Raw genomic sequence first — 17,449 nt, 5'->3', positions numbered from 1 at the left:
TATAGCTTCAACACTTTTTCACAGAAGTATCATGCTCAAACCGATGGTGCGGATGGGTTTAATCATCGGCGGAAGTTTTCTATCACAGCCGGAAATTTGAAGCAAACATCTCCGATGCATTTAATTAGCGACGGTATTTTTGCGGAGAACGGTTTTGGCCTGATGTACATGTAAATTTAAGCTTTCCTGCCACTTGCATTCATTTCAATAACGAGACATAACCCGTGCCAGAGCGTTACGCAACCCCTTTAAATCTAAAAACCGGCCACGTCGATCTCAGCCACGGTGGTGGCGGCCGGGCGATGGCGCAGTTGATCGACGAATTGTTCATCAAGCATTTTGATAACGACTTGCTGTGCCAGCATAACGATCAAGCTTTATTCAATGTACCGGCCGGTCGGTTGGCGATCAGCACCGACGGTCATGTCATTTCGCCCTTGTTTTTTCCGGGCGGAGACATTGGCTCGCTTTCCGTGCATGGCACGCTGAACGACGTGGCGATGTCCGGCGCCAAGCCCTTGTATCTGGCGGCGGGATTTATCCTGGAAGAAGGTTTGCCACTGGCCGTTTTGGAAAAAATTGTGATCAGCATGGCTGCCGCCGCCAAGGCCGCCGGCACGCCGATTGTGACCGGCGATACCAAGGTGGTGGAGCGCGGTAAGGGAGACGGCGTATTCATTACCACCACCGGCGTCGGCGTGGTGCCGGACGGAGTCAATATCTCCGGCGACCGGGCCCGGCCGGGTTGCGCGATTTTAGTCAGCGGTTCGATAGGCGATCACGGTGTGGCGATCATGGCCAGTCGCGAGAATCTGCAATTTCAGACCAGCATCGTTTCCGATTCCGCAGCTCTGCACGGTTTGGTTGCCGAGCTAGTCGCGGTCGCGCCGTCGGCGTTGCGTTGTTTGCGCGACCCGACGCGCGGTGGGCTGGCGACCGCTTTGAACGAGTTAGCCAAGCAGTCCGGCGTCGGTATGGTGATAGACGAAGCCAAGATTCCGGTCAAGGCCGAAGTCAAAGCCGCCTGCGAAATCCTCGGGCTCGATCCTTTGTATGTCGCCAACGAAGGCAAATTGGTCTGCATCTGCGAGGCCGATGCCGCCGAGGCTTTGTTGGCGGCGATGCGCCAACATCCGCTGGGCCGAGACGCGGCTATCATCGGCAACGTCATAGCCGATCTACACGACTTCGTGCAAATGACCACGGCTTTCGGCGGGCGGCGTATTGTCGATTGGCCGGTCGGCGAGCAGTTGCCGCGCATCTGCTGATGCCCGGCAAGGCGATTCGAGTTCGCGGCGTGGTGCAGGGCGTCGGCTTTCGGCCGGCGATCTGGCATCTGGCGCGCCAACACCGCCTGACCGGCTCGGTATGGAATGATGGCGAAGGGGTGATGATTCGTGCGTTCGGCGAAGAGCAGGATCTAAATGTTTTTATCGAGCAAATACCTCTGCAGTTGCCGCCTCTAGCGCGCTTGGAAGGCTTGGAAATCGAAGAATTAGCCGGCGTCGCGCCCAGCGAATTTCAGATCGTCGCCAGTCGGAGCGATGGTATCGATACCCCAATAGCCGCCGATGCCGCCACCTGCCCGGAATGTCTGGCCGAAATAGCCGATCCCGATAATCGCCGTTACCGCTACCCGTTTACCAACTGTACCCATTGCGGCCCGCGTCTGTCCATTGTGCGCAGCGTGCCGTACGACCGTGGTCATACCAGCATGGCGGCGTTTGCAATGTGCCCGCAATGTAAGCAGGAATACGACGATCCTGCCGACAGGCGCTTTCACGCTCAGGCCAATTGTTGTCCTGTTTGTGGGCCGAAGTTATGGCTGGAAGCGCTTATCGTTCCCACGCAGAGCATGGGAGCCATGGACGATCCAATTAGCCAATCTGCCGAGATGCTTCGCCAAGGCTTTATAGTCGCCATCAAGGGTCTGGGCGGTTTTCATCTGGCTTGCGACGCGAGTAATGCCGAGGCCGTCGATATGCTCAGACAGCGCAAGCGTCGTTACGCCAAACCGCTTGCGTTGCTGGCAAGGGATGCATCTATGGTAAGCCGTTATGCGCTTATCAACTCTCAGGAACTGTCAGTCTTGCAGCATCACACCGCGCCTATCGTGCTGTTGCAAGCGCAAGGCGAATCGTTAGCGCCTGGTGTTGCACCGGATGACGACAAGCTGGGTTTCATGCTCCCGTATACGCCGCTCCACAGTTTGCTGATGCAGGAGCTGGATGCGCCTATCGTGTTGACCTCAGGCAATGTCAGCGACGAACCGCAATGCACCGATAACGCCGAGGTGCGGGAAAAACTGGCGGGCATTGCCGATTATTGGTTGCTGCACGACCGCGATATCGTCAATCGGCTGGACGATTCGGTAGTGCGATTGATGGACGGCAAGATGCGTATGCTGCGCCGCGCGCGCGGCTATAGCCCGGAGGCATTAAGATTGCCAAAGGGTTTTGAAGAATCCGGAAATACTTTGGCGATGGGCGGTGAATTAAAAAACAGTTTTTGCTTGCTGAAAAATGGCCAGGCCATTGTCAGCCAGCATATCGGCGATTTGGAAAGCGCCGCCGTGCAACAAGACTACCGGCAAGCCATCGATTTGTACCGAAAGCTTAACGACTTTTGTCCCGATCGGATTGTTGTCGACAAGCATCCTGGCTATCTGTCGACCCAATACGGCCATACTTTGGCGGCGACCGAAGTGGCCGAATTAGTCAGCGCCCAGCATCATCACGCTCATCTGGCGGCTTGTCTGGCGGAGCATGGCGTGGGGCTGGATGCACCGCCGGTATTGGCGGCGATCTTCGACGGCCTGGGGATGGGCGAGAACAGCGAATTATGGGGCGGCGAATTTTTGTTGGGTGATTACCGCGGTTACACCCGACTGGGACATTTTCAGCCCATCGCTTTGCCCGGCGGTACGCAGGCGATGCGCGAACCTTGGCGTAATACTTACGCGCAACTACGGTATTATTTCGATTGGCAAGCTTTACAGCGAGATTATGCGGACTTGGAAGTCATGCAGTGGTTGGCAGGCAAACCTTTGGCAACGCTGGACGCGATGATCGATAAGAAACTCAACTCGCCACTCGGCAGCTCCTGCGGGCGCTGGTTCGACGCATTTGCCGCCGCATTAGGTTTACATGCGGATCGGGTCGATTACGAAGGCCAAGCTGCGATTACGTTGGAAGTTTTGGCGACGCCGCTATTTGCCGAAGAACGGCCTTACCCGCAAGCCTGGTCTATCGACTCTAGCGGCGCTTTGGCGGTGTTAAGCTGGCAGGGCCTCTGGTTAGCGGTGCTGAATGATCTCAAATGCGGCACCGACAAAACTCGCATCGCCGCCCGCATTCACCACAGCTTGGCTGTCGCGACCGTCGATGTGATGAATGGCTTGAGTCGCCAAACCGGCGCGAATAGCATCGTCTTAAGCGGCGGCGTATTTCAAAACCGTTTGTTGTTGGAAGCGGTTAGCGATCAATTGCGCCAACACGATAAAACCGTATTGTCGCCGCAACATTATCCAATGAACGACGGCGGGTTGGCTCTGGGGCAGGCTGTAATTGCGGCGGCGCGGCATATTTAACCCATAAACAAGCACTTGCGTTATTTGGCTGGATCTAAACCTGCTTATCAAGCGCCACTTCAAACCTGCCATATCGCTGCAAAATCGCCGGCAACAGCAACAAGTTCAACACAGTCGAAGAGGCCAAACCGCCGATGATGATGGCAGCCATCGGTCCCATGATTTCCCGGCCCGGATTATCGCTGCCTATCGCAATCGGCAGCATGGCCAGCGCGGTAACTAGCGCGGTCATCAGGATGGCCGGCAGGCGTTCCTGGGCGCCGCGAATCAAGGTTTCAGTGGACCAATCCTGGCCTTCCAGTTCGATCAAATGCTGGTAATGTGAGATCAGCATGATGCAGTTGCGCACGGTGATGCCAAATAGCGTGATAAAGCCGACGAAGGAACCGACCGACAAGGTGGCGTCGGTGATGACTACCGCTGCCACCCCGCCCAGCAATGCAAACGGCAGGTTCAGCAAAGTCAGCAGCATATGTCGCAGGCTACCCAACGCGATGAATACAAAAATCAGCACGCCGGCACCGGCCAGTAAGGCGTGGATGATCAGCGTCTCACGGGCTTTGGCTTGTTCCAGCGCCGCGCCGATGAATTCCGGATAACTACCGTCGCGCCAGCTCATTTCGTTTTGTACCCGTTGTTTCAGTTCCGTCATGAACGCGTCCATATCGCGGTCTTCGACCTTGCAGGTGACGGTCTGGATGCGTTGCGCGCCTTGATGCAAGATGTTATAGCGGCCTTCGCCGTGGCGAATCTCGGCCACTTCGCCGAGCAGCACCCGCTGGCCTTCGCTATTTTTTAGCGGCAGCTGTGCTAAATAATCGGGTTGGCTGCGCCATTCCGGCGCCAATGCCACGGCAACATTGAAAATCCGGTTGCCTTGCAGACTTTTGCCAACGATGCGGCCCTCGTAAGCGGTTTGTAGTGCGGTCATCACTTGTGCTGGGCTGATGCCGCGAAACTTTAACTGCTCCAGGTTCAACTCGACTTGGAGTAAGGCCGTGGCTGGCGGCGAGCGCAGTTGCACATCTTCCGCGCCAGAGATGGTGTTGATCAGTGTTGCCAGTTGTTGGGCCTTGCGGTCCAGTTCGGCTAGATCGTTGCCGTAGATATTCACCACCACCGGCGAGGTGTAACCGGAAATGGTTTCGTCGACCCGCTCGGTCAAAAAGGTGTTGGCTTCGTAATTGATGCCGGGGAATTGCGCCAGTATCTCGCGCAGACTGTCCAACACTTGCTGCTGATCCTGTCCGGATAAGGGCTTTAGACGTACTTCGTATTCGCTGTAATGGCTGCCGTAGGTATCGGCGCCGCGTTCGGCGCGGCCGGCCCATTGCGACACCGATTCCACGCCGTCGATAGCCATGATCTGCCCGGTCAGCAGGCTACCGACGCGGATCGATTCCTGTAAGGAAGTACCTGGCACACTGGCGGTGTGGACGATGAAATGGCCCTCGCGCAGTTCCGGCAGAAACTTATGCTCCAAGCGCAGAAAGGCGGCGATGCCGATCAGGCAGGCAAGCACGCCCACTATCGCCACTGTTTTGAAATGCCTTATTGTCCAGAGCAATTGTCGGGCATACAGCGGTTTAAGCCGGCGTAACACGGGCGGATCGCTGTCGTCCGGTAGTTTGTTACGAAACAGCAAATGGCACAGCGCCGGCGTCAGCGTGAGTGCGACCAATAGCGACATTAAAATCGCTAGAATATAGGATACGCCCAGCGGCGCGAACAGCCGGCCGCTGACGCCGTCCAGCGTCAACAATGGCACAAACACCAAGGCAACGATGAAGCTGGCATAAACCACTGAACTGCGCACCTCCAGCGAAGCGTGATAAATCACGGTTTCTGCGCTATCCGGGAAAATTTTTAAGCGGTTTTCGCGCAGGCGTCTAAAGATGTTTTCGGTATCGATGATGGCGTCGTCCACCACCTCGCCCAGCGCAATCGCCAACCCGCCCAACACCATGATGTTCAGATTGACGCCGCATTCCAGCAGTACCAGCGCGGCGGTCAGCAGCGACAACGGAATCGCGGTGGCGGCAATAAAGGCGCTACGCAGATTGAATAAAAACACATACAGCACCGCCAGTACGAATAGGCCGCCGACCAGTAAATGTCCGGACAGATTATGCACGGAAGTTTCGATGTAATCGGCCGGCCGGAACAAATGTGAGTAGAAATCCACGGCCTGCTGGTTGAAGATGGGTTGGAACTCGTCCAGAACCGCTTCAACCTGCCGCGACACCGACAAGGTGTTGGCGCCGTACTGGCCGATCACCATCATCACGATGCCAGGCTTGCCCATAATCTGCGCCGCGCCGATGGGCGGTTCCGGCGCATAACCGATCTGTGCGACGTCAGCCAAGGTCACGTTCATGCCGTCCTGGCGTTTGACGATCAGTTGTTTGAACTGCTCGGGATTGGCCGGCTGGCCGCTGATTTGCAGCGTAAACCGCTGGTTAGCGTTTTCGATGAAACCGGCGCCGTTCATCTCCGCTGCGCCGGCCGCCGCGTTGACGATGTCGTCTATCGACAGATTAAAACGTTGTAAGGCTGCCGGTTGCAATTGCACCTGCAATTGCTGAATGTCGCCGCCGAACACATTGACGTCGGCCACGCCGGGCACAGCCAACAGACGCGGTACCAGCGTCCAGTCCACCAGGCTGCGCAGTTCCATCAATGTTTTGCTGTCCGAACTCAAGCCGATGGTTAACACCGTGGCCGAGGAGGATGACAAGGGCACAGCTACCGGCGTGCCCACGCCGGCCGGCAAGCGCTGGCCTAGGCTGTTTAAGCGTTCGCTGACTAATTGCCGGTTACGGTAGACATCGCTGTTTTCATTAAACGTAGCGGTGACGATGGACAAACCCTGGATTGACTGCGAGCGTAGGGTTTGCAAGCCAATCAAGCCGCTGATGGAGTTTTCGATTTGTTGAGTGACTAGCACTTCCACTTGTTCAGCGGCCAGGCCGGGCGCTTCGGTCTGGATGATGACTTGCTTGGGGGCGAATTCCGGAAAAATATCCAGGCCGGCGTTGGCTAGATGGTAAATCCCGTAAGCAAACAGCAGCAGCGCCAAGGCGACGACGATGCCGGAATAACGGATGGAAAAACGGACCAGAAGTGCGAGCATGAGCGACGAAGGGCGTTAAATAGCAGGCTATTGTGCCTTGTCAGCCGGATTTGGTCCATGCCCGCGGGGGTTGCCAGATTGCGGCAGGCCGGTGGGGGAGTGCTGTTGGTGCTGGCTAATTTAAATGATGATGGTCGGATAATATTCTGCCGTCGGTGTCGGGGATGGCTACAAAGTCATTTTTCTGCGGGATGCCGCGATGAAACCTAATAGAGCGGAACCCATTAAGGAAAATGCAGCAGGTATCGGCACTGGGGTTGTGGTCGCCAGTAGCTGAAATTGTCCGTCCCATGCCTCTGGGCCGGTGAAATTCAAGCGAAAGCGATGAAGGTTTGCAAACGCGGCTGGGTCAGTAAAATCGTTGAAGTTCACAAGGAAATCAGTGGTGGCACCAAAGATTTTTACGCCGGAACTTGAGGTGTCGTTAGCCACCATTTCTACATTGACGTTAAGATCGATTGCCAGCACTTTTAGCAAGATTGCGTTACCGTGGGTATTTAGGTTGATGGGATCGAAACTCCACAAGATGGAGGCGGTTCCCGCAGAGCCTGCAGCATTAGAGATTTTTAGTAAGCTTTCGCCGGAAACGATTTCTTCTTTGTTGGCAAAGCTATCGACAGTTGCTTCGGCGATAAAGGTTCTGGATGCGTTTGCCAGATCGGTGCCGGTAAGATTTGTCATCGTATTGGTGCTTGCTCCCGTGCTATCGCCTCGGTCGAATACGGTTTGACTGTGCGTGAAATTGTCTATCGTCAGGGGATTGGCTTGGCCTTGGCTGGATAAAGCTAAGGCTATGGTCAAAAGTATCAAGGAGAGGTATTTTTTCAAATATTGGGTTTGCATTTTGGCTGTCAGTGCGGTCAAAGTTGAAAATGGGAATAATCTGGGTGGATTCAAGCTACGCTATTTTTCTGCGCCCGACGCCGGCAATTCCTGCCACGCCAATCGCCAGTAAAGCAGTTACCGAAGGTTCTGGAACAGTTGCGCTACCCGCTGTCAGTGAACTAAAGCGAGCATCCCAGGCGGCTCGGGTTCCCCGTAGTTTAAGTTCCAGGCTATGCAATTGTTTAAAGGCTGATGGATCGGAGAATTGCATGAAGCTAACGATGTGCCGGCCCACGCCCCCCAAATTTTGAAAACTTAAGATTGAAGTACTGTTGGCAACCATTTCAACTTCGTAGTTGGCGTCGCTAAATTGGGTGGTAAGCAGTAGCACATCGGCGAACGTTGTGAAATCGATGGTATTGAAACTGTAAAAGATGCGCGCTGTACCAGTCGAATCGGTACTATTGCTGATACTCAATTTGCCCTTTTCAACCACAATTTCCGTAGTTGCCGTGCTGGAAGACGTGGTCGCTGTCAGTGTCCTATGTAGATTGCTCAAACTAGTGCCTGGCACGCTAAGCGGACCACTAAAGCTATTTGTTGCGTACTGAAATTTGGAAAAAGTGTCGATTAATACGGCCGATTCGGCGGATGGGGTAAACAAGGCTACAGCGAGGACTAATCCTGGTAAGTACAATTTTGGTATTACGGCGTTCACGTCGATTCCTTTTTGTCGGGGCTGAAAAAATAGATAACTCGCGCGCAACGTTTGCTGTTGCATAGCGCACGGCTTTATCTACGCAAAAATGGAACCAACTTTTTAAAGTAAATTTAATCAATAGCTTAGTTGTGAAGTGTCGAAGGTTTTGACGATGCTGCTGACAGTTCGGTCAGTGAGGCTGACAGCTTTGACAGCAATGAGGTTTTGAATTGTCATGGGGGCGCCTATAGGGAGTATTGTGATTGCCTACTGGCACACAAGCCCGTCGTCATGCTTTGCCGTTCTTTTAAAGTACGGTAGCATCGTGCTACCACCTCAACATGGAGTCCAGCTTATGGATAGTCAACACATCGATTTGCATCGCTCAGTTATTTCTTTGAGCTGCGCATTGGATTTGGTCGGTATCGACGAAGTCAAGCATGGCAAACGGGTGGCGATGATGGCATGGCATATCGCCGATAAACTCGGCTGGCCGGAGGCGGAGAGATTGAGCATTCTCTACGCAGGCATGTTGCACGATTGCGGGGTGGCCAAGATTCGCGAGCACCGGCAACTGACCGAATCGCTGGAATGGGATGGCGCCGAAGCGCATTGCCTGCGGGGCGCGGAATACTTGGAAGCATGTCCGCCGTTGGCTTATTTGGCAGACGAGATACGCTATCATCACACTCGCTGGGAAGAGTTGTTGTTATTGCCGCTGTCGCAGAGACTGCGGCTGCGCACCAATCTGTTGTTCCTGGCTGATCGCATTGATGTGTTGCAAGTACCCTATCTGAATAGCGAACAAATCCTGGTCGCCGCGCCACGAATCGTGGAGTGTTTACAAAGTTATTCCGGCTGTCTGTTTGCGCCGGAATTGTTGGCGGCATTTGCCGAGCTGGCGAGGAGTCAGGCATTTTGGTTGGCGATGGATCCGGATTATCTGGACGAGGATTTACGTGAACTTGGGCGAGACGTGGCGGAAGTGGAGCTGGGTTACGCCGCTCTGCGAGAAATGGCGCGGCTGTTTTCGAGGATTGTCGATGCCAAGAGTCCTTATACCGAACAACATTCGGAACGGGTTGCGCAAATCGCTCGGTGTTTGGCGGCGGATTTCGGCATTGCCGGTTCCGATCTGGATCAGGTAGAGATTGCCGGTTTGCTGCACGACATTGGCAAGCTGCGCGTCTCCGAGGATATTATCGATAAGCCCGGCAGCTTGACCTCCGATGAACGGGCCTGCATGCAGCGGCATAGTTACGATACTTTCCGGATTCTGCAGCGGGTGTTTGCCGATTCCAAAATACCTGAGTGGGCCGGCTTGCATCATGAAAATCTGCGCGGCGAAGGCTATCCGTTTAAGACGCTCGGCAAATCGCTGGAGCTGGAATGCCGGATTATCAGCGTCGCCGACATTTTTCAGGCCTTAGCGCAATCGCGGCCGTATCGTGAGGGCATGCACTTGGCCGATATTATCGATCATCTCCAGCAATTGGTGGAGGATGGCGTGTTAGACGGCGAGGTGGTTGCCAAGCTGGTTGCGAACGCGGACCGCTATTACGAATTGGCGCAGGGCTATTGCCCGATCGATTAAAACCTGTCTGTCGCTTCTTCCCGGTTGTTCCGCTTTAGCTGGCAGGGGATTGGCATGCTTAAATGAGGGTATAATGCCCGTCCGATTTATACCCGCCGTTCCCAATATCTCCATGTCCGAAGATTATTATTTCACTCCCGACCAGGCCGTCGAATCCTTAAAAGTACCGCCGCATTCCATCCAAGCCGAGCAATCGGTGTTGGGCGGTTTGTTGCTGGACAATCAAACTTGGGATTCTGTGGCCGACAAGGTGACCGAGAACGACTTTTATCGCCGGGATCATCGGCTGATTTTTCGTTCCATCGCCCAATTAGCCGAGAAGCAAGACCCCTTCGATGTGGTGACACTATCCGAGGTGTTGGAGACCACCGGCGAATTGCAGGACGTCGGTGGGCTGGCGTATTTGAGTATGCTGGCGCGGGATACGCCTAGCGCCGCTAATATCGTCGCTTATGCCAATATCGTCCGGGACCGTTCGGTGTTACGGCAATTAATTCACGTCGGTACCGAGATTTCCGATTCGGCGTTTACCACCGAGGGCCGGGAAACCGCCGATTTGCTCGAAAATGCCGAACGCAAGGTATTCGAAATCGCCGAGCAACGTCAACGCGGCCAAGGCGGGTTCCATTCGATCAAGTCCTTGCTGGCTAAGGCTGTCGATAAAATCGAAACCCTGTACGAACTCGACGGCGACATTACCGGGGCCAGCACCGGTTTTACCGATTTGGATGAAAAAACATCCGGCCTGCAACCGTCGGATTTGATCATCGTCGCCGGCCGGCCGTCGATGGGTAAAACCACTATCGCGATGAACATGGCCGAAAACGTGGCGCTGAAAAGCGGCATGCCGGTGGCGGTGTTCAGTATGGAGATGCCGGGCGAAGCGCTGGCGATGCGGATGATGTCTTCGCTAGGTCGTATCGATCAGCACAAAGTCCGGACCGGTAAGTTGGACGACGACGACTGGCCGCGGCTGACTTCGGCTATCAACTTGTTGGCCGAAACCAAAATGTTTATCGACGACACGCCGGCTTTGACGCCGACCGAGGTGCGCTCACGTGCCAGGCGCTTGACTCGCGAGCACGGTCAGCTGGGTTTGATCGTGCTGGATTATTTGCAGCTGATGCAATCGCCGTCCAGCGGTGAAAACAGGGTGCAGCAGATTTCCGATATTTCTCGGGGCTTAAAGGCGCTGGCCAAGGAACTGAACGTGCCGGTCATCGCGCTGTCGCAGTTGAACCGGAATCTGGAGCAGCGCCCCAATAAACGGCCGGTGATGTCGGACTTGCGCGAATCCGGAGCGATCGAGCAGGACGCTGACTTGATCATCTTTGTTTATCGCGACGAGGTCTACCACGAGGATAGTCCAGACAAGGGCATCGCCGAGGTGATCATCGGCAAGCAGCGGAATGGACCGTTGGGCACGGTGCGGCTGACCTTTCTGGGGCAATACACCCGTTTCGAAAATTTTGCCGGGGTCTATAACGGCCCCGATGATTACGAATGATGCCGGCGGCTTTTGTACGTCTGGATCTGGACGCGGTTCGCCACAATCTGGCGCAGGTGAAACGCTATGCGCCGGACAACAAAATCATGGCGGTGATCAAGGCCAATGCCTATGGACACGGTATGGACAGGGTCGCCGCGGCTTTGGATGAGGCGGATGGTTTTGCGGTGGCGCGGGTCGATGAAGGCGTGCGCTTGCGGCAGGCCGGATTCATGCAGCCGATCACGGTGCTGCAAGGTTTCGTCTGTGTCGATGAGTTGCTGCAATTGTTGAAATACCGCTTGGCGGCGGTGATCCACTCCCCGCAACAAATCGCCATTTTGCACCAGCAAGCCGGTGTCGAGGGTAAGCTTGCCGTATGGTTGAAAATGGATACCGGCATGAATCGCTTGGGTTTCAAGGGTGCCGATTTCAATGCCGCTTACCGGCAATTGCTCAGTTGTGCGCTGGTCGAGGAACCGATCAATCTGATTACCCATTTTGCCAATGCGGACGACTTGTTGGACGATAAAACCCGCCGGCAGATCGATTTGTTCAACGACGCGGTGAAAGACCATCCCGGCCAATGCAGCATCGCTAACTCGGCCGGTATCATCGGTTGGCCCAACGTCCGCTTCGGCTCTGCTCAGGACAGGGCCAGCGACTGGGTCAGGCCGGGCTTGATGCTGTATGGCTGTTCGCCGTTTGCCGGTAAGAGCGGTGTGGATTTCGGTTTAAAACCGGTGATGAGCCTGCACTCAAGGCTGATCGCGGTCAAGGACGTCGCCGCCGGCGAAACGGTGGGCTATAGCGGTACCTGGCGATGTCAGACGGCGACTCGCTTGGGAGTGGTTTCGATCGGTTACGGCGACGGTTATCATCGTCATACCAGGAGTGGCGCGCCGGTGCTGGTCAACGGCCAGCGCGTGCCGTTGATCGGCCGGGTGTCGATGGACATGATTACCGTCGATTTGAACAGCCTGCCGGATGCCCAACCCAGCGACCCAGTGACATTGTGGGGTGGCGGGTTGCCGGTGGAGGAGATCGCCCGTCATGCCGACACCATTCCGTATACCTTGTTGTGTGGGATTACGCAAAGGGTACAGGTCATCGAACAAGGCTTGGACGATCAGGCCGATCAAACCGTCACTTCGACCTCGTAGCCGGCAAATTTGCGGATATTGATTACGCCGTTGTCGAAGATCAAATACTGGCCCTTGATGCCTTCCAATACCCCGGAAACCAGCGGCTCTTTATCGAAATTGAAGGATTTGACCTTGCTGGGGTATTGCAGCACCGGATAGTCCAGCGTTAATGACTCGGCGTCGTCGAGCAATTGCGGCGGGCTGTCAGGAAATTGCTTTGCAATAGCGTGCAACTGATCCTGACATTGATTGAGCAATTGATCGCGGACGGCGACCAGATCCAATGGCACGGTGTTGTTTTTCAGCATTTGCTGCCAGCTGGTTTTATCGCTGACATGCTGTGCCAAAGTGACTTCTATCAAGCCCGACAGATGGCGGGAAGCGACTTTAAAAATCGGCAGTGCCTGCACCGCGCCTTGATCGATCCAGCGGGTCGGGGTTTGCGACTGGCGAGTGATGCCAACCTTGATGCCGGAAGAGTTGGCCAGATAAACGATATGCGGTTGGAAACAGAACTCCTCACCCCAACTCGGTTCGCGGCAGGTGCCGGCGGCGTAATGGCAGGTTTCCGGTTTCATGATGCACATATCGCACTGCGCCAGCTTGATGAAGCATGGGTAGCAGTAGCCTTGATTGAAGCTTTTGCTGCTCTTCTTGCCGCAATGTACGCAGAAAATCTGGCCGCTGTAGCGTAACGACAGCTTTTTTCCCAGCAAGGGATTGAGATCGATTTGTTGTTCGCCGACCGGCAAACGGTAAAGCACTGGACAGGCCAATGCGCTGGTCATTTTTTGCAGACTGCCTAACACCTTATTTAATCCCGATAGCCCGATAACGCCGGCTATAATGACAGCGTTTACCTGTTACTCAAAGAGGATTTGATGTCATTCATGCAAGTCGCCGCCGGCGAAAATATTCCGTTTGAAATTAATGTGGTGGTCGAGATACCGGCCTTCAGCGATCCGGTTAAATACGAAGTGGACAAACATACCGGTGCACTGACAGTGGATCGCTTCATGGGTACTGCGATGCAATATCCCTGCAACTACGGTTACATTCCACAAACGCTATCCGAGGACGGCGATCCGGTTGATGTAATGATCATCACGCCGGCGCCCTTGCTGAGCGGTTGCGTGATCAACTGCCGGCCGGTGGGGGTGTTGAAAATGATAGACGAGGCCGGTCCCGATCCGAAATTGCTGGCGGTGCCGATGCCGCGCCTGACGCCGTTCTACAATCATGTCACCGATTATCAGGATATGCAGCCGGATAAGCTGGCCAAGATCACTCACTTTTTTCAACATTACAAAGACTTGGAAGAGGGTAAATGGGTTAGCGTGGAAGGTTGGGGCGGTCTTGAGGAAGCCCGGCAGGAAATTATCGATAGTGTCGGCCGCTACAAAAGTTCACATAGTAGCCGCCGCTGATTTCAATCCGTGCCTGGCCTCCGTTTAACCGATCACTTGAGAGAGCTTGAGTTTTTTTGCCCGATACATGGCGCTATCCGCCCGGTTCAGTAAATCGATGCTGCTTTGTTCGTCGTGATGATAGATTGCGGCGCCAATGCTGGCAGTGATCGAGACGAGGGTGCCGTCCAACAGGCACGCTTCCGCCAAGCGTGATTGGATTTTCTCTATCACCGCTGCAACGCTACAATCGTCGTCGACTTCACCGAGTAGTATCAGAAACTCGTCGCCGCCGTAACGGCAAGCAGTGTCCCCATAGCGTAGGCAGGCAGATAAGCGCGCGGCCACCTCTCGCAGCAATTGATCTCCCGCCGTGTGCCCTAGGCTATCGTTCACGTTTTTGAATTCGTCCAGGTCGATGAATAACAAGGCCACCGGTTTTTGCTGGCGATCGGCTTGGGCCATGATCTGCTGTAGCCTATCCAGTAACAAAATTCGGTTGGGGAGTCCGGTCAGTTCGTCGTGATGGGCGCAATGCAAGGCTTGTCTATAGTTTTCGTTACTCTCCAGCAATTGCTGCTCCAGACTGGCATGCGATTGCCGTAGCGATTCGATTTGCCGCCGGGCACCAGCCAGTTGCTGCTGGCTGATGGTCAGGGCGCGCTGCAGAGCTGCAATTTCTTCACGAGATTGCTGCAATTGACAGCATTCGCTCTCGCATGGCGGTGTTTGCTCAAGCCAGCGTTGGGCGAGGAGAGGCGAGACAGCGGCGTTAATGCTCCGCTGGTAGTTGCTCATATTATTCATCAGAGCACCTCCTCAATAGTTAAATCGGCTGCTGTCGACCGGAATGCTACGGCAGGCTGGCGATTTGAGACACCGAGGCACATGTTCAAAGTGCCGGCGTCCGTTGTATCGGTGGGAGTCAATGCGGCGACGGCTAAGAGCAAATTATCAACTTTCATGGCAATAACCTTTTTGAATTGAGTGACTCGCAAACCCGTTATCGGCTGGCGGTTGCCTGGATAGCTTCAATTCCCATGCCAAGAGTTACCGGGCTGATGTAACTGTCAATAATGTCAGGGTGTTATTGCTGTTTTCGAGTGAGATGGCTGGTTTGCAGGCACCAACTGCAAGCGGAAGTCGGGACGATATGTCGTTAACGGTACGAAATATCGTATTTGCTAAACTGAGGTCGGTTTAGTCGACAGCGAGTTGGATCGAGCAGCCAATCTAACGAGGTTCGGTTCTCGGCAAACAGCGTCAAACTATAGCGGTCGAACTTGAGCTAAGCCAAGGATTCAAGCGGAGGCCGATCAGGTTTTTTGTTCGATGACCAGTTTTTTTTGCAATTCTTGCGGTGGTACCGGGTGAGTCGGTTTTTGGTACGAAGCCAGGATTTGCTTCACGTAATTACGGGTTTCCTGATAGGGCGGGATGCCTTGATAACGCTCCACAGCGCCTTCGCCGGCATTATAGGCGGCCAATACCAAATCGACTTTACCTTCGAAATGCCGCAGTAGCCAATGCAGATAAGCGGTACCGCCTTTGATGTTTTGAATCGGATTCCAGCTATCCTTGACGCCAAAGCGTTCGGCGGTTTCCGGGATCAATTGCATCAGGCCTTGGGCGTTTTTGCCCGAAAGGGCGCTGGGGTTGAAAGCTGATTCGGCTTGAATCACCGCCATGACCAGTTGCGGATCAATGCTGTAGATCGGCGCAATCTCCTTAACCCAGCTCTCGACCAGCTGGCGGTTAGGATTGGGGGCGGCCACTAGTTTAATCTCGGGTTCCGGTGCCGGCGCTTGGCAAGCGGGGTCGGCACTAGGCGTCATATCGCCAAAACGGGCCAGCATTTGTTGGGCATGGCTGTCGCCGCGTTCGGCCGCTTGTTTAAACCAGTGACTGGCCAGCGGAATACTGCGGCTAACGCCGCGGCCGTTGAAATACATAAAACCCATGCTGTAAGCCGATTCGGCGTCGCCTTGAAGAGCGGCCTTGCAATACATTTCGAAAGCTAGCCGATAATCCTGTTTGACGGTGCGGCCGTGTTCGAAATCGGAAGCAGTCTTGCGGATTTGTTCCAGATTAACTGGCGCAATGTCTTGGGCGCTAGCGATGTTGGTGGCGAGGCCTAAGCACAAGGCAAGTAGCAATTGGCATTTCAAGTTCATAAAATTCTCGTTCTGTATTGCTGACACTACGCTCTATTAAAACCTGGCCGGAATAGGATTAAACGAATAACCCCCAATCTTCCAGCTACCATATACATTGCACGAGCTTGATCGCCGTATTGGCCGAGATTCCATGCAATTGCGCTTCATCGCATCCCGATGGACGCTGGTCAAACCCTAAAATAGTTCAGCGGTTGGCAGACTTTAAGTTTGCATTATTAGAACCAGTTCAAGTTTTTCTGCACTATACCCACTTTCCAAAAATCTTAAATTGCCCTTATGGGCAGGTCGTGGTTTGGCGAATATAGCACAGGGTTTGATTGGACTGCGACAAAATGACGCTTTTCAGCGACGCGATTGCTGCCGTTTTTTATCAGGATTGCGATGTTGGCGACTGCTATTAATTGGAAATTGTTGGAGTGGAGCCGCGGTTGTTTTGAAGTTGGCTGCAGGACCGACAGCCGAGATTCTTTTGCTACGAAAAACGTTCCGGAATTTACGGTGGAATCGGATACATTATAGGACCGATAGCGTTGCAGCTTATCGTGTCGGTCACAGGCCGATTTCGGCGGCTCGCTTCGCCGAGCTTGCCGTCATGCCGGCCAGAATGACGGTGTCGGTACGTATTTTAAAAAGTCCCCAAAGCGGCAAAAATCTGCAAAAAATCTGACTTTTGAGTATGGTCAAGAAGAAATACGGCAAACACTGCCCCACCGATTTAAGCGCCGGAAAATGGAATTTGATTCAAGACCTATTGCCGGTAGCCTTGCCTGCCGACTCCTGCCGCTCCTAATTTTTTGCCGTATCAAACGGTATACGGTTATTTTCGGCGCTCGATTCAAGTCGGGACGCGGATGTGTTTTGACGGGGCACTAAGGGCTTGGGGCGGGCAAAAAAGCAGGACGTCATACCATCCCTGCGGGCGGGCAGTATTGATAGTCAAAGCGTCAAAACCACTGCCTTGGCGGATAGCAAAAGGGTATGTTGCGGCCAAATACAGGATCCCATATCCTTGCCGATGCTGGACCGCTGCTGGCGATCGTCGTAACCGCAGTGAATGTGCCGGAACGAGACGGAACCAAATTCACCGGCCGTTGCCAGAAACTGCTGCGCATTTTGGGCGATGGCTGCTGCCGTGGTAAATCGTTTACCGCTTGGATAGCGGAACATTTTCGTATTGTATGGGCGGTTTCCTTCGTTCCGAAATGCAAAGACCCTGAGTTGTTGCCGTCGCTGGGTTGAAGAATGTACTTTCTGCTTGGCTTTATCGTCATCGCCGTTTGCGCAAAAATTATGAAGTCATCAAGGAGTCGAGTCGGGCGTTTGCGCATATTGCCATGATTAATTTGATGCTGAAAATACTGACTGGCGAATGGCGCTCCTGCTAACTTTTGGGA

Annotated in this window: 13 protein-coding genes; 7 read left to right on the top strand and 6 right to left on the bottom strand. The window is 54.2% G+C overall.

Annotated elements, in window-relative coordinates:
• The first annotated feature begins 302 nt into the window (after positions 1 to 302).
• Both hypE and hypF read left to right on the top strand, forming a co-directional pair.
• Complete coding sequence (hypE, locus tag QZJ86_RS18140) at positions 303 to 1,268, top strand: hydrogenase expression/formation protein HypE (RefSeq protein ID WP_407081668.1); 966 nt, start codon at positions 303 to 305, stop codon at positions 1,266 to 1,268.
• The gene (hypF, locus tag QZJ86_RS18135; RefSeq protein WP_320415830.1) at positions 1,232 to 3,589 is read left to right on the top strand and encodes a carbamoyltransferase HypF; all 2,358 of its coding nucleotides are present in this window, start codon (positions 1,232 to 1,234) and stop codon (positions 3,587 to 3,589) included. The genes hypE and hypF overlap by 37 nt, the downstream gene beginning before the upstream one ends.
• A 34-nt stretch (positions 3,590 to 3,623) precedes the next feature.
• On the opposite strand, the gene QZJ86_RS18130 is transcribed toward hypF, so the two are convergent.
• The 3 genes from QZJ86_RS18130 to QZJ86_RS18120 all read right to left on the bottom strand — a co-directional run bounded on the left by QZJ86_RS18130 (position 3,624) and on the right by QZJ86_RS18120 (position 8,328).
• Positions 3,624 to 6,722, bottom strand: a complete 3,099-nt coding sequence (locus QZJ86_RS18130) for an efflux RND transporter permease subunit (protein ID WP_301671894.1) — start codon at positions 6,720 to 6,722, stop codon at positions 3,624 to 3,626.
• Positions 6,723 to 6,890: 168 nt separating this feature from the next.
• Positions 6,891 to 7,565 (bottom strand): hypothetical protein, encoded by a 675-nt coding sequence (locus tag QZJ86_RS18125; protein ID WP_301671892.1) that lies wholly within the window; start codon positions 7,563 to 7,565, stop codon positions 6,891 to 6,893.
• A 55-nt stretch (positions 7,566 to 7,620) separates the two neighbouring features.
• Complete coding sequence (locus QZJ86_RS18120; protein WP_301671891.1) at positions 7,621 to 8,328, bottom strand: PEP-CTERM sorting domain-containing protein; 708 nt, start codon at positions 8,326 to 8,328, stop codon at positions 7,621 to 7,623.
• 274 nt (positions 8,329 to 8,602) lie between these two features.
• On the opposite strand from QZJ86_RS18120, the gene QZJ86_RS18115 reads away from it, so the two are divergent.
• The 3 genes from QZJ86_RS18115 to alr all read left to right on the top strand — a co-directional run bounded on the left by QZJ86_RS18115 (position 8,603) and on the right by alr (position 12,490).
• Positions 8,603 to 9,841 carry an HD-GYP domain-containing protein gene (locus QZJ86_RS18115; protein WP_301671890.1) on the top strand — a complete coding sequence of 413 codons (1,239 nt, stop codon included), beginning with the start codon at positions 8,603 to 8,605 and terminating at the stop codon, positions 9,839 to 9,841.
• Positions 9,842 to 9,953: 112 nt separating this feature from the next.
• Entirely contained in the window at positions 9,954 to 11,348 is a 1,395-nt protein-coding gene (gene dnaB / locus QZJ86_RS18110) for a replicative DNA helicase (RefSeq protein ID WP_301939028.1), read from the top strand.
• Positions 11,345 to 12,490, top strand: coding sequence for an alanine racemase (gene alr, locus QZJ86_RS18105; RefSeq protein WP_301671889.1), 1,146 nt, complete (start codon positions 11,345 to 11,347; stop codon positions 12,488 to 12,490). Before dnaB ends, alr begins: the two co-directional genes overlap by 4 nt.
• Here alr and QZJ86_RS18100 read toward each other — a convergent pair.
• The gene (locus QZJ86_RS18100) at positions 12,466 to 13,260 is read right to left on the bottom strand and encodes a DUF2797 domain-containing protein (RefSeq protein ID WP_301671888.1); all 795 of its coding nucleotides are present in this window, start codon (positions 13,258 to 13,260) and stop codon (positions 12,466 to 12,468) included. The genes alr and QZJ86_RS18100 overlap by 25 nt on opposite strands.
• Before the next feature lie 93 nt (positions 13,261 to 13,353).
• Between QZJ86_RS18100 and ppa the strand changes: the two genes are divergently transcribed.
• Positions 13,354 to 13,899 carry an inorganic diphosphatase gene (gene ppa, locus QZJ86_RS18095; protein WP_301671887.1) on the top strand — a complete coding sequence of 182 codons (546 nt, stop codon included), beginning with the start codon at positions 13,354 to 13,356 and terminating at the stop codon, positions 13,897 to 13,899.
• Between the two features lie 24 nt (positions 13,900 to 13,923).
• On the opposite strand, the gene QZJ86_RS18090 is transcribed toward ppa, so the two are convergent.
• Together QZJ86_RS18090 and QZJ86_RS18085 are read right to left on the bottom strand one after the other, a co-directional pair.
• Positions 13,924 to 14,685 (bottom strand): diguanylate cyclase domain-containing protein, encoded by a 762-nt coding sequence (locus QZJ86_RS18090; protein WP_301671886.1) that lies wholly within the window; start codon positions 14,683 to 14,685, stop codon positions 13,924 to 13,926.
• Between the two features lie 509 nt (positions 14,686 to 15,194).
• Positions 15,195 to 16,052, bottom strand: coding sequence for a lytic transglycosylase domain-containing protein (locus tag QZJ86_RS18085; RefSeq protein ID WP_301671885.1), 858 nt, complete (start codon positions 16,050 to 16,052; stop codon positions 15,195 to 15,197).
• Between the two features lie 981 nt (positions 16,053 to 17,033).
• Between QZJ86_RS18085 and QZJ86_RS18080 the strand changes: the two genes are divergently transcribed.
• Positions 17,034 to 17,294 carry a hypothetical protein gene (locus QZJ86_RS18080; protein WP_301671884.1) on the top strand — a complete coding sequence of 87 codons (261 nt, stop codon included), beginning with the start codon at positions 17,034 to 17,036 and terminating at the stop codon, positions 17,292 to 17,294.
• The last annotated feature ends 155 nt before the right edge of the window (positions 17,295 to 17,449 follow it).

It is taken from the genome of Methylomonas montana (assembly GCF_030490285.1).
In the GTDB taxonomy this organism is placed as follows: Bacteria; Pseudomonadota; Gammaproteobacteria; order Methylococcales; family Methylomonadaceae; genus Methylomonas; species Methylomonas montana.
This window is presented reverse-complemented; position numbering and strand designations above follow the sequence as displayed.